The sequence below is a fragment of the Paenibacillus sp. JNUCC-31 genome (assembly GCF_014844075.1).
Classification (GTDB): domain Bacteria; phylum Bacillota; class Bacilli; order Paenibacillales; family Paenibacillaceae; genus Paenibacillus.
The window spans coordinates 2,769,317-2,783,520 of record NZ_CP062165.1 but is presented as its reverse complement, the minus strand read 5'-3'; the positions used below and the strand labels follow the sequence as shown (position 1 = coordinate 2,783,520).

The following is a 14,204-nucleotide window of genomic DNA, read 5'->3' as shown; positions in this document are numbered from 1 at the left end:
CGTAGTGTAAGTGAAAATCAGTGTAGTCTAACTGATCAGGGGAGGGGAGTGGCTATGAGTTTCTTTAGTCGATTTTTGAAAAGACAGCAGCCGGAGGAACGTCCGCTGTTTTACGATATTGTATGTCCGTATTGCTTCAGCAAGTTTTCACCGGAGGAGGTTGTATTCCGGGCTGCCCATCATCGCGACGACGATGAGGACTACGCTCTTGGGGAAGATGCGAAGTTGAATCGGTATCGCGAACGGTTTGGACTGGATACGGTGTTTGATATGGAGGCCGTGCTGGCCCCGCATGATGTACCTGAGGAACATCGCATCTATTCGGATAACATTGTGATGGGACTGAACGATCGTTATGGTGTCGTCACACGGCGTCGGCTGTGTCCACAGTGCCATAACGAGCTGCCTGTCACGGCAGGCAAGGCTCCCAGCAATATCATTTCCATTATCGGGGCATCCCAGGTGGGTAAATCCGTCTATATGACTTCATTAATTCATACATTGCAGCATTACACAGCCGATCACTTTGATGCGGCCTGCATGCCGCTGAATGCAGAGATTAGTCGCCGGTTCCGTGCCGATTACGAAGAGCCACTATTCGAGCGGGGCGATCTGTTGGATTCAACGCAGAAAGAGAAGCTGCAAGAGCCTTTTATTTTTCAATTTGTATTCAAGGATGAAGATAAAGCCCCGCTGACACTGGTGTTTTTTGACGTCGCTGGTGAAGGTATGGTGGAGCAGGACTATCTGGGACTTCACGGGCAGCATATCAAGAACTCGGCAGGCATTCTGTTCATGGTGGACCCGCTCCAGATTCGTTCCATCCGGGACAAAATCCGCATTAACCTCGGCAATGAGCCAGGCGAGTGGACGCCAAGATACGATGAGCCGCGTGATGTGGTGCTGACGATGTTTGGTGACTTTATTGCGTACCAGGACAAAGCCAAGACGAATATTCCAACAGCCGTCGTGCTCACCAAAAGCGACATGCTGCATTCCCTCAAGGATGAAGAGGGCGATTACATCAAATCCAACAGCAATGTGTTCCGCAACATGGTACACCGCGACTGGTTCGACCTGACCGAATTCGAGAATATCGACGGGGAGATCCGGCGTTTTATCGAGAAGGTGGACCGTCCGTTCAAAGGCACGATGGATGTGTATTTTAAGGATACGGCTTACTTTGCAGTATCTGCGCTGGGTAGCAATCCGGTAGATATGAAGCTGCAAGGCGTGGTCAGTCCAATCCGTGTCGATGAGCCATTCCTCTGGCTGCTGTACAAGCTGAAGTACATTGAGGGGAGAGTGGGATGATGCGTTCTTCCATAACCCCGCCAATTGAACAACAGATGTACACCAGAGAGCGGCGCGGGGTGTTTCGCACAACGGAGGGATTCGATACGGTTGCCGCATCGCCGGGACTGGACCCTTCTTTTATCAAAAAAGTGCTTCATCCCTACTGCGTCTATGACGCACCAGCAGAGCTGACAGGCCGGAGTGAGAAGGATGAGACGAAGTTCCCGCCTTCCATTCATTTGCTGCATCTGGAGAGCGGAGAGACGATTCTTGGGCAAAATGTGTACCAGTCCGCTGATTTCACCGGGCTGCGCAGCGCTTTTTTTGCCCATAATTATGTCCTGTCTCCCGAACGCTCGGAAGAGCAGATGAAGCAAGGCGGCTGGCTGGATGCTGTGTTCGCCACGTCCTATGACATCGAACAAGGCACAGTGCTGCCTGCACTTACGGAATTGCCACTTGCGGCTGGTGTTGGACAAGGATCGGCCAGAGGTACAAGCACGGGACTCGGAATGGGGGCAAGCCTAGGTGGGTTCAGTTCAGATTCTCCACCAAGTCAGATCCTCGGTGCTCTGAAAATGGACGAAGTGGTGTTCAAGCGCCTGCTCTACGCTGTTATGCAAGCTGTAGCGACACGTCGGAAGGTATATATTGCACTGGATGTGCCCGCTGAGGAAGTTACAGCCGGAGCCAAGGGACTGCTGCGTTTGCTATTTACGGCGCTGCCTTACGCATTCCGGCGGCAGCTGGGCTTTATGACGTTTGCCAAGGAGCCGCAGGCCAAGAAGGGCATTCATGTCCAGTTTGTGGAGCGTGGCACACTGCGTCCAAAAGACAGGAACACGGAGAAGGATTTCACCTTTGATCTGGTATCCGGGAGAGTTACCCATGCTGATGCATCTGTGGCGAAGCTTCCCTACACGGAATTCGCCTGGTCACTGCTGCACGAGCCGACAGCTGTGGGTCCTTTTTATGATTTTGCCGATGAGATGCTGTCTGGCATGGAACCTGGACGGGAGCTCTCCATTGAAGCATACGGAGAACTCTCCATGTTCTATCGTCTGGAGCAGGGCAGGGAAGATCTGTATGTGGATAACAAAAACGATGTCCTGAGTGGCTTGCTCACCTACTTGAAACCGGAAGGCGGGGCACAGCAACGTTCACGTTTGAACGAACTGTTTCTGACGCTGCTCAGTCGTGAGCTGGACAGCGTCAAAAGGGAGAATGTGCCTGAAGAATCGGTTGCTGCACGCATCGGGGAGTATTTCCGGGTCGCTGCGCCAGTCGTACAGTCCCGGATCGTGGATTACTTCATCTACGGCGTTAATAACGCCCGTTCACAGAAACGTATGCGTGCTGTGCAGGAACTGTATGGTTTGCTGGATCGGGGCAGCGTGTTAAGTCGCGCTTTCTTCGACAAAGTGCTGGCGAACGAATCACTGACCAAGCTGTTGTTCGAGCCTTATCTGGATAATCAGCTGAAACGCACGGAGTCGGCTGCCGACGTCGTGGAAGTGATTCAGAGTTGGGTCACCTCCCATCCGTCTGCCATCCACAACAGCTTCCTGCTGGAACGAACGTCAACCGAGCTGCGGGAACGATTATGTTCTGCTCCTAACCCGGTTCATTCTGCCAATGAAGCACTTAAACGGGTTAGTGTACTGGACCGAGTATCAGCCACAGGTTCCTTCGATTCAGGCATTACTGCCCGGATCGGACAGTCTGGAGCTGTAACTCGGGCTAACCGGAAAGGTGGGTCTGAGTCTGCCTTCCAGCAACCTGCATATCAGGAGGAGTTAACCCGGCTTGCAGATAAGCTGGCTTACGTCATCAACTTGTTTATGATCCAGGATCTCGATCTGGAGCGGGTTAATCGTGAACAGCTGTTAAGCATAGATATTTTGCTGCATGGTAACGAGGTGAGGGATTGGGCTGCACGTCAGGGAGCGGATGTGTCTGCCCGTACAAACCTGATGCTGGCGGCGAGAGCATGGCTCAGTGGCGAGGGGCGTGAAGAAGAGGAGCTGGAAGGACTCTCGCTGTCCGAGCGTAATGAGCTCCAGCGCTGGACGCGTCGCTGGCTTGCCGAAGAGCTGCGTGAGCTTCCGGGTACGCCTGCCTTTGAAGCGCTGCCGTTGGCTTTTTATCGGGGTGGGAGTGGCAGCAACAGGCTCGATTATCCAGGCCTTATTGAATTTATCTACACTAATTCAGGACGAACAGAAGTGTTGTATCAATTTATGGAGTGGTCGGGAAATCAACGATTGTTTATTCGCGGCTCCAACGCACATAAGAGTTACGCTGATGCAATCGTTACCTATTTCAAGGCCCATGATCGCGAAGCCTTTAAGTCAAAGTCAACATTCAAGCCCTATTATGCCAGAGCAAGCAAGACAATGAAGCCAGTCTACGACCGCGCCAGAACCGAGTTGTCTTCTCCGCTGATTCGCATGCTGACAGGTAAAAGGAAAAACCTTTTTCTAGGATCGATCATTGTCATCCTGATCCTGGGTATTGCTGGAGGCACGTATGCTTTGATGGGAGGGAAAGCGGAGACGCCAGCGGCATCACCTCCACCGTCACAGGAGCCCGTTGTTCCCGCTGAACCTGAGGTACAGATCGCTGAACAGATCGCCTATCTCGTTCCGGCTTCCGAAGCGAATGACGGTACACAGATTCCTGCCCAGTTGGTGATCCGTTACAGAAATGAAGCGGACAGCAACGCCTTGCAAATGGACACTCTCCAATGGAACTTGAAGGATGGTACCAAACAGGAACTCCATGCAGAGGGTGAATGGGAGAGTTTTAACCGAAATGCGGAGCCGGATGGGGAAGGTGCAGGTGCAGCTGGAAACAACTCAGAGGGCACGCCTGAAGGAAGCTCCGCTGGTTCTTCTACTGATGGTGCAGAAGATACTCAGCAGAGTGGAGAAGCTAAGCAGGGGGGAGATTCAGCCACGAACGAGGACAACGTTTCAGATCCGGCAGCAGGCAGCACGGGGATGGATGCAGGGACTGGCACAGCCTCCGACGCTATAGGTGAGGGCTCTGCACAAGGAGCAGCAGGCGATCTGCCTTCTGATTCCTCTCCGTCTTCGGGGGCAGATCCATCTTCAGCGAAAAATCTGACTGTTGCCGAAGCAGACCGTTTATATCCCTATGGGCACCAAGTGGAGCTTCCGGACGATATCGATCTGGAGAACATCGCGAGTGTTCAGAGTGGAACGGCCGTGATCAATCTAGTCCCGGAACCGAAGCTGTAAGCGGGATACTTGGATATGTTATTAATACAAAATACAGCCACCTCGTAGAATTTCGTGGGGGCTGTATTTTTTGTTTTTATTCAAGTGAAGGAGAATGTCATATACAAAATGAATCAAACAGGTCTATTTTTCACAATATGGACACATTATTAAAATGTTGGGTAAGGAGAGCCATGCAAAAAGCGATGAAATGCATGTAAACGATGAGAAAAGCTCTCACATAAAAGGTGGGCAATCTAGCCGAAATGTAGTAAAACACTTCAAAAAATGCTCTAAACCAGCAAAGGATTTCGTATTTGGTGTTGACAAATGATAATGATTATCAGTATCTTTAGAGTATAGAAACTTGTTGAGCCGGAAATACGTTGAACCACAATTTCGTTTTCGTTATCATAGCCGGAATACATAACCGGGATAAATGAGAGAGGGATGATCGCATGTTTCGTCTGGAGACGTCCAAGCTGGATATCGCTTATGAGGAAAGACTGATTGTTGATAATCTGAATATTCAAATTCCCCAAGGAAAAATTACAGCACTTGTTGGAGCCAATGGTTCAGGAAAGTCTACCATTCTGAAAACCATGGCACGGATCATGAATCCAAAAGCAGGTAGTGTGTTGCTCGACGGGAAATCCATTCATAAGCAGTCCACGCGTGAAGTTGCCAAGCAGCTTGCGATTTTGCCACAGAATCCAACAGCTCCCGAAGGACTTACCGTAACTGAGCTGGTATCCTACGGACGGTTCCCTTATCAAAAAGGCTTTGGTTCGATGCGTGCTGAAGACAAACGCATGATTGAATGGGCAATCGAAGTGACAGGCATGACGGAATTCCATGATCGTCCAATCGATCAGCTGTCCGGTGGACAGCGTCAACGTGCCTGGATTGCCATGGCACTTGCACAGGAGACAGATATTCTGTTCCTGGACGAGCCGACAACGTTCCTCGATATGGCTCACCAGCTTGAAGTGCTGCAATTGCTGGAGCAGCTGAATGCCACAGCAAACCGTACGATCGTTATGGTTGTGCATGACTTGAACCATGCTTCCCGTTATGCGCATCACATGATTGGGATCAAGAAAGGTAAAGCCATCGCTACAGGTTCACCCGCAGAGGTTATGAACTCCGATGTGCTTCGCGAAGTATTCAACATTGAGGCGGATATCGTGATTGATCCGCGTTCCGGTGTACCGCTCTGCTTGCCTTACGCCCTTGCGGGTCAACGCCAACCGTCTGCATCTCCAGAACAAATGGTCATGAACAGTGCAATGGTTCATGCTGGCGGACGGACAGAGCAGCGTGTTCTTCACGCGACCTGAGCTAATGATACGGGGCATATGTGGTCCTAAACTATAGAATGAAGCCGCTGTGCATAATGCAAGCGGCTCATTCGCATTCACGGGAGGTCTACAGGAATGGGAGAAATCAACTACACCTGGTTACAGCAGTACGGACGAATCACAACAACCGCACCGATAGACGAACCAGTCTTTGGCATACCTTTGACAGCATTAAGACATCCCGAGAAGGCAAAGCTTATGCTGGAGGCCTATAATGAGCATCTTCGGGCTGATTCTCTTCGCTCGGCTGCTGTTTATTTCATGCATTCGGTTCGTGGCCTGATGATTGGGGTTCACTACATGACGGCTCTATGTGACACACGGCTCGATCTTACGCTAGATAATGTTATTTTGCAGTTGGAGGTAGAGGATGGCCGTCCGGCGATTGGTTTTCAACTGAACAATGTAACCGAGCAATCACATCCGAATCTGGTGGCAGGACCTGATGCCGTTCCATCCTCCTGGCGTAATGATGTATTGACAGCATATTACGGCGAGCAGCTGCGCCCGCTGATTGAAGGGGTGGCTGTTGCTGGAGGAGCGAATACGGGTCAAATGTGGGCACAACTTGCATCCATGCTGAGATGGTTCAAAACGACAGCGTTACAGATGAATCTGAAAGAGACGGAACGTGAAGCGGTTGTACAAGGGTATGAGCATGTAATTACCATGTCTCCCGAGATCTTGGGTCTGAAAAAGAACCTGCTAGCCTTTAAACCGGTAGAGATTGATAACCCGCATCAACCTGGAGAAACGATGCTGATGAAACCTGTCTGTTGTTTACACCATCAGGTATATGGCGGTCAGGACTATTGCTATAGCTGCCCCAAACTGACCAAGGCAGAGCGGCAAGAGCGATATGATGCTATTTTGGCTGCGAAGTCACGCTAAAAAGGGAATATGCCCATGTTGATGGATGAAGGTTTTTTACGATATGAACTTGAGCAGGGTTTAATCACAGATTTGGTAATTGACCGCCTCAGGTCTATAATATAGAGACAGGCTGTGTGCCGCATGGTCATTAGGTACAGTACATACAACAGCCCAACCTACATCATACTCATGGGAGGAATCAGTCATGTCCGTATATTCGTATCAGGCGGTAACGACCGCAAATCAGGAAGTACCACTCGATCTGTATCAAGGCAAAGTATTGGTGATCGCCAATACTGCCAGCAAGTGTGGACTGACTCCACAATACGGTGAATTGCAGAAGCTCTATGATCGCTATCGTGATCAAGGTTTGGTTGTACTGGGTTTTCCTTGTAACCAGTTTGGCGGCCAGGAGCCGGGGTCCAGTGAGGAAGCTGAATCATTCTGCCAAATCAACTATGGCGTTAATTTCCCCGTATTTGCCAAGGTCGACGTAAATGGTGAAGATGCTCATCCTTTGTTCAAGTATTTGCGTGAGCAGCAACCTGGTGTTGGTGAAGACAACAGCATCCAATGGAATTTCACCAAGTTTCTTGTGAATCGCGAAGGAGAAGTTGTAGGACGTGTTGAACCGAAAGAATCCCCAGAGGACATGACCGCAGAGATTGAAAAGCTGCTTGGTGTATAAAATGAATGAAGAAGCCTGCCTCCAGGAATGGAGGACAGGCTTTTTTTGAGCATAAACCAGCCACAAGCAGGGAAAACTGAAGTTTATAAAGATGAGTAGATTTCGGAAGAAAAACACATTCGACAAATTTATTTTGATCAACCCCTTGTAATGTGAAAAAGATCACATTATAATAAGTGTATAAAGTGAAATAAATCACATACCATCGTTCACTAAGTAGTGAATTTTTTCACAAAAACAATGCCGTTATTTTCAATTTCTTATTTATATACTCCAAGGAGGAACTTTTTATGAAAATTGCAGTTATCGGATGTACCCACGCAGGAACCGCAGCCATCGTTAACACCGCCAAATTGTACCCGGATGCTACGATCACGGTGTATGAGCGCAATGACAATATCTCCTTTTTATCATGCGGCATTGCGCTTTATGTGGGTGGTGTGGTGAAAGACCCGGACGGACTGTTCTACTCTTCCCCAGATCAACTGGCGGAGCTCGGTGTCGTTACCAAAATGCTGCATGAAGTAACGGCAGTCGATACCGAGGGCCATACACTTCAGGCTAAAAACCTGAAAACCGGGGAAGAATTTGAAGATACGTTCGATAAGCTGATCGTGACAACGGGTTCATGGCCTGTCGTTCCGAAGCTGGAAGGCATTGAGCTGGACAACATTTTACTTTGTAAAAACTACAATCATTCCAACACGATCATTGAAAAAGCGAAGGATGCCCAACGCATTACCGTGGTTGGAGCAGGATACATCGGCATCGAGCTGGTAGAGGCTTTCCAGATGAATGGGAAGGAAGTTACGCTGATTGACAGTGTGGATCGGATTTTGAACAAATATCTCGATCCCGAGTTCACAGATGCTATTGAAGATACGTTGACTGGACACGGCATCAAGCTGGCGCTGGGTCAAACGGTACAGAAGTTTACCGGGGAAAATGGCAAAGTGAACAAGGTCATTACATCCAAGGGTGAGTTCGAAACGGACCTCGTTATTTTGTGCATTGGTTTCCGTCCAAATACAGAACTGCTCAAAGGCCAGGTGGATATGCTGCCGAACGGCGCAATCATCGTGGATAAATATATGCAAACCAGCCAAAAAGACGTCTTCGCTGCGGGAGACAGCTGTGCAATCCATTACAATCCAACCGGTAAGGCAGCGTACATTCCACTGGCAACCAATGCAGTGCGGATGGGTACACTCGTAGCGCGAAACCTGGTTCGTCCGACGACACCGTACATGGGTACACAAGGCACATCAGGGATTAAAATTTATGAGCAAAATATTGCAGGTACTGGTCTGACAGAAACATCTGCTGCGGACGAGGGTCTGGTGGTTGAAGCTGTAACGCTTGAAGATGCTTACCGTCCAGAGTTCATGCCAACAGCAGAGAAACTGCTGCTCAAAGTGATCTATGAACAGGCTACACGCCGCATTGTAGGTGCACAGGTCATGTCGCAGGCTGATCTGACACAGTCGATCAATACGATTTCTGTCTGCATCCAGAACAACATGACGGTAGATGAACTGGCCTTCATCGACTTTTTCTTCCAGCCACACTACAACAAACCGTGGAACTTCCTGAACTCGGCTGGTCTTCAGGCGTTGCCTCCAGTGGAAGTGAAAACACCAGCGATGGTGTAACCCTATATATCCGAGAACTGCCGCTTCGATGCGGTAGTTCTTTTTTGTTTTTCTGAGATCGTTCTGAGTAATTGCTCCTTCAATTGCACATCAAGCAAGATAAAACTTAGCATAAAAATATAGGTTTGATACTTTGTGATAAAAGTAACAAACCTCTCGAAACCTTCGCGATACAATGAACTTATCAACCAAACAAGTTGGATTATGATGTTCATGAACTGTGAAGGAGAGGATCGTTATGGCAGCAAAAACACCTCTTGAGGTTGCACAATATACGGCGCATACGGGGATGAAGAAAGCTCATAATCCGGTGTCCTCCGTATTAATACTCAGTTTTCTGGCAGGTGCTTTTATCGCGCTCGGATTTCTGTTGGATATTCGGGTCATTGCCTCTGCTCCGGCAGAGTGGGGCAGTTTGGTTAATTTGATTGGTGGAGCCGTGTTCCCGGTAGGTTTAATGTTGGTGCTGATTGGCGGTGGGGAGCTGCTTACTGGCAATATGATGGCTGTTCCACTCGCGACGATTGCACGCAAACTGTCCGCAGGCAGCATGTTGAAGAATCTCACCTTAGTAACAATAGGTAATTTCCTTGGGGCGATCTTTGTGGCCTATGCTTTTGGGCATGTGCTCGGTCTGACGGCAGAGGGTGCCTATTTGACGAAAGTGGTTGATATGGCTGGACACAAGCTGGACGACAGCTTCCTTCAGGCGTTTATATCCGGGATCGGGTGTAACTGGCTGGTAGCTCTCGCGGTATGGCTGTCTTATGCATCAGATACGATGAGTGGCAAGGTACTGGGTATTTGGTTCCCAACGATGGCCTTTGTGGCTATTGGATTCCAGCACGTTGTCGCCAACATGTTTCTGATTCCTGCGGCGATCTTTGAAGGGCATTATTCATGGGGGCAATACATCATGAATTTTATTCCGGTATGGCTCGGCAACCTGACGGGAGGGGCGCTGTTTGTGGCGGCTGCCTACTGGATGGTGTACCTGCGCAAGCTTGAGCCGGATGTGAAGCCGGAGATGGCAATGGCGGCGGCTCAGTCTGTGGAGACGGAAGCCAGACCCATGTGGAGCAAGCAGGCGTAGCAGTAATTTGCCGAGTACCCGTATTAGAGTTATAACCAAAGTTACAGGTGCAAAGACGTGCTAAGACGAGTTTAAAGAAACAGGAGAGGCGATTTTGATCCCGTTCAACTCATAGCGAACTGCTATGCCTTGATGGACGGGAAAGGAATCGCCTTTTTAATGTATAAATGTACACAAAAAATAAATTCGCCATGACAAGGTTCGGGGGAACGAAACCTGTTCATGGCGAATTTCGGGAGTGGTCCATGATATGGCATGAGGAGGAAGTGGGGAAACACTTGCCTAATGCCTTGTTTTTAATTTACCCCTGAATTTGGATGTTGAATCAAGTCGGAAAACTTTTTTTGAAAATATTTTAAGCTGTCTGTGGCAGCAAGTATCGGGCGAATATAGACTGTTCTCTTTACGCGATTACCATGAAGAAGATATGATAGAAGGATAGCTTTGAAGGGGGAGGAACTGGTATATGATCGATCAGGAGAATGGCGTATTTCCGGCGGTTTGCCCGCTCGATTGCCCGGATACTTGCGGCCTGCTGCTTCATAAGGAGAACGGTAAGATTGTGAAGGTGGCGGGCAATCCGGAGCATCCGATTACAAAAGGTGCCATCTGTAACAAGGTCCGGAATATGACGGAGCGGGTATATCACCCCGAGCGGTTGCTATATCCGATGAGACGCATCGGAGCCAAGGGTGAAGGCCAGTTTGAACGAATCAGCTGGGACGAAGCCATCGGCGAGATTACGGCGAAATTCAGTTCACTGTCGGATACCTACGGACCAGAGAGCATCTTGCCATACAGCTTTTATGGAAACATGGGCATTCTTGGTGTGGACGGCATGGATCGTCGATTTTTCAATGCGCTTGGGGCGAGCAAATTGGAACAGACGATCTGTAATTCAGCTGGAAATACCGGCTGGAAATATACGATGGGTGCGAACCGGGGAACCTTGCCCGAAGATACGGAGCATGCCGATGTCATACTGGTGTGGGGCGGCAACATCGTAAGTACCAATATGCATCAGGTTGTGCTGGCGGAGAAAGCTCGCAAAAAGGGCGCCCAAATTGTTGTCATCGATGTTCATCGCAATCGAACCGCCCAATGGGGAGACTGGTTTATTCCACTCTACCCGGGTACAGACAGCGCACTGGCCCTCGGATTAATGCATGTACTGTTCGAGCAGGGACTGACAGATGAGGCTTTCATGCAAAAGTATACCGTTGGCCATGAGGCACTGCGTGATCATGTCCGCAGCTACACCCCTGAGCGCGTTGCACGTATTACGGGCGTGCCGGAAGCCGATATCGTGAAGCTGGCTGAGCTGTACGGCAATGCACAAGCAGCCCATATTCATATCGGCAATGGCCTCCAGCACCATGACAATGGTGGCATGAACGTACGCAGCGTAGCCTGTCTGCCTGCCATCACAGGCCAATGGTTGAAGCGCGGCGGTGGTGCTATCCGTACCAACAGCTATGCGAGCACCAATAGCGATACGCTCGAGCGTCCAGAGCTGCGGCAGAACCCGAAGCCGCGCGTGGTGAATATGAACCGGATTGGCGAAGCGCTGCTGGAAGCGGAGCAGCCGATCCGGGCGTTGATGGTCTACTGCAGCAATCCACTGGTAGTGGCACCGGATACCGAGCGGGTAGAGCGAGGTTTTGCACGGGAAGATCTGTTCACGGTTGTCCACGATCTGTTCATGACGGATACGGCGAAATATGCGGATTTCGTGCTGCCTGCGACGTCTTCGTTTGAAACGACGGATCTGTATACGTCCTACTGGCATCAGTATGTTCATTTGCAAGAGCCAGTCATTGCACCTATTGGTGAGAGCAAGAGCAATGTGGAACTGTTCTCTTTGCTTGGACAGGCGATGGGGTATGACCCGGAGATTTTCGGTGAGACACCGGAACAGATGATACATGAAGCGCTCCAGGATACGGGCAATCCCTATATGAACGGAGTAACATTGGAGGGGTTGAAGCAGCACCATTTCGTCAAGTTGGACATGTCCTCACATGTGTCCTATTTGGATCAACTGCCTACGCCTTCGGGGAAAATTGAACTGTATTCGGAAACGATGGCACATAAGGGATTGCCGCCGCTGCCTACGTACAGTGCACTGGTTGAGGGGTATGACGGGGAAAACCCGGCTGGACCTGCGGATGTCTATCCGCTGATGTTTCTGTCGCCACCGAACCATAACTTCCTGAATTCCACCTTTGCCAATTCGGCCAAACATCAACGTTTGGAGAAGATGCCATTACTGCAAATGCACCCGGAAGACGCCGCTTGCAGACAAGTGGAAGACGGGGATGCGGTGATCGTATGGAACGACCGTGGCCGGATCGAACTAACCGCCAAGGTGAGTGAATCGATGCTGCCAGGAACAGTGATCAGCCAAGGCTTATGGTGGGATGGCAATGGCAAGAAACAGCGGGCGAATTCGCTCACGTCCAATCGACTGTCTGATATGGGCAACGGGGCTACATTCTTCTCGGCCACTGTCGAAGTGAAGCGTCAATGAATGTGCTTGCACAAAGGGGCATTTCAGGTAAGATGAACAAAGGATAGATGGTAAAGTGAACGCAAAAAGCACCTCATTAAATTTAAAATTACAATAAAATCATGAATTCTAAATTCAAATGGCCTTCGCTCTGGCTGATCATGCCGTCAGGGCAAGGGTCTATTTTTTATGGCAATATGCTGTTGAAGGTATTAAGGAGAATAAACGAAGATGATGAGATGGCTGGAGACGTATCCAAAAGAAGTGAAAATATTTTTGCTGGCAAGTCTGGTTAATGCGACAGGCAGTGCCTTGATGTGGCCGCTGACCACGATGTATGTATTTGACGAGCTTGGGCGCACGATGGCGAACGCCGGGTTTGTCATTTTGATCCAGTCGCTGGGCGGCATTTTTGGGCAATTGCTCGGCGGTGCATTATATCACCGGGTCGGAGTGAAGAAGCTGATCATCGGATCGCTGGCGTTAAACGCGGTAGGTTTATTTGCTCTGCCGTGGATCAGTGCATATTGGGTTGTGTTCATATGTGCTATGGGCTGGATTGGCCTGTTCAGTTCATTGTCGCTGCCAGCGATTCAAGCCTTTATCGGCTTCCGGTTTGCGGAGCGACGCGGGGAATTGTTCAATGTGATCTATGTAGCCAACAATATCGGAGTGGCGATTGGTACGGCGCTCAGTGGTTTTCTGGCTGACTTTTCCTATCACCTCAGCTTTGTGCTGAACGGGGTGACTTCCGCCGGGTTTGCGATATTCTTCTGGTATTATCTGTCACGGGCAGAACCGGATCAGGGCGAAGTGCATCTGACCAAACACAAAACGGTTCAAGATGGTCCAGGCGTCTGGGCGCTGCTGGGTAACACCAGATTATATCTGTTCATGAGCCTGGGCGTACTGTTCCTGCTGTTCGGTAATTCCATCTGGAATACAGGGGTGTCTCCGTATATTATTTCCGAGGGTATGGAGAAACGAATGTACGGTCTGCTCTGGACCCTGAACGGGGTACTGATCTTTGTGGGACAACCTTTCACCAGCTGGATTAAGCGGACGATGGCTCGTACATCGACCGCTCAGATGACTGCAAGTGCGGTGTTCTATGGCATGGCCTACATCGTCATGATCACCATGTATAGCTATCCAGGTATGGTGCTTGCGATGGTACTGGCTACCTTTGGGGAAATGCTGATCTCACCTGCTACCCCGGCATTCATCTCAGAGCATGCGGGAAGATCGGCACCCTTCTACATCGGGATATCCGGTGGGATTGGTGCGGTCGGGCGGGTTATCGGGCCGTATGCGATGGGGGTCATGTACGACAAACAGGGACTGATCCCTGTAGCGTGGCTAGCGACAGGCATGGCGGGCATCGCGGTGCTTGGTTTTGTACTGCATGCGGTGCTGAACCGCAATCGTGAAGTGAAGGAGTACGGGGTGGACGCTTAACCTTTTCGAGCTGAGTGGTATGAGGAAAGCAG

At 49.9% G+C, this 14,204-nt stretch carries 9 protein-coding genes; all 9 read left to right on the top strand.

Annotated elements, in window-relative coordinates; genetic code table 11:
• Positions 1-54 precede the first annotated feature (54 nt).
• The 9 genes from JNUCC31_RS12065 (at position 55) to JNUCC31_RS12025 (ending at position 14,172) form a co-directional block, all read left to right on the top strand.
• The gene (locus JNUCC31_RS12065) at positions 55-1,314 is read left to right on the top strand and encodes a TRAFAC clade GTPase domain-containing protein (RefSeq protein ID WP_024632789.1); all 1,260 of its coding nucleotides are present in this window, start codon (positions 55-57) and stop codon (positions 1,312-1,314) included.
• Positions 1,311-4,559 (top strand): GAP1-N2 domain-containing protein, encoded by a 3,249-nt coding sequence (locus JNUCC31_RS12060; protein WP_192271386.1) that lies wholly within the window; start codon positions 1,311-1,313, stop codon positions 4,557-4,559. The genes JNUCC31_RS12065 and JNUCC31_RS12060 overlap by 4 nt, the downstream gene beginning before the upstream one ends.
• A 437-nt stretch (positions 4,560-4,996) precedes the next feature.
• Positions 4,997-5,878, top strand: a complete 882-nt coding sequence (locus JNUCC31_RS12055; RefSeq protein ID WP_192271384.1) for an ABC transporter ATP-binding protein — start codon at positions 4,997-4,999, stop codon at positions 5,876-5,878.
• Positions 5,879-5,974: 96 nt separating this feature from the next.
• Positions 5,975-6,790: a ferric iron reductase gene (locus JNUCC31_RS12050; protein ID WP_192271382.1), complete on the top strand. Its 816-nt coding sequence runs from the start codon at positions 5,975-5,977 to the stop codon at positions 6,788-6,790.
• Positions 6,791-6,977: 187 nt separating this feature from the next.
• A complete protein-coding gene (locus tag JNUCC31_RS12045) occupies positions 6,978-7,460 on the top strand; it encodes a glutathione peroxidase (RefSeq protein WP_192271380.1) in 483 nt (160 codons plus the stop codon).
• Positions 7,461-7,750: 290 nt separating this feature from the next.
• On the top strand, positions 7,751-9,112 hold the full coding sequence (locus JNUCC31_RS12040) for an FAD-dependent oxidoreductase (RefSeq protein ID WP_192271378.1): 1,362 nt from the start codon (positions 7,751-7,753) through the stop codon (positions 9,110-9,112).
• 238 nt (positions 9,113-9,350) lie between these two features.
• Positions 9,351-10,205, top strand: coding sequence for a formate/nitrite transporter family protein (locus tag JNUCC31_RS12035; protein ID WP_192271376.1), 855 nt, complete (start codon positions 9,351-9,353; stop codon positions 10,203-10,205).
• 466 nt (positions 10,206-10,671) lie between these two features.
• Positions 10,672-12,735 carry a molybdopterin-containing oxidoreductase family protein gene (locus tag JNUCC31_RS12030; protein ID WP_192271374.1) on the top strand — a complete coding sequence of 688 codons (2,064 nt, stop codon included), beginning with the start codon at positions 10,672-10,674 and terminating at the stop codon, positions 12,733-12,735.
• A 213-nt stretch (positions 12,736-12,948) separates the two neighbouring features.
• Positions 12,949-14,172 (top strand): MFS transporter, encoded by a 1,224-nt coding sequence (locus JNUCC31_RS12025; protein WP_192272945.1) that lies wholly within the window; start codon positions 12,949-12,951, stop codon positions 14,170-14,172.
• The last annotated feature ends 32 nt before the right edge of the window (positions 14,173-14,204 follow it).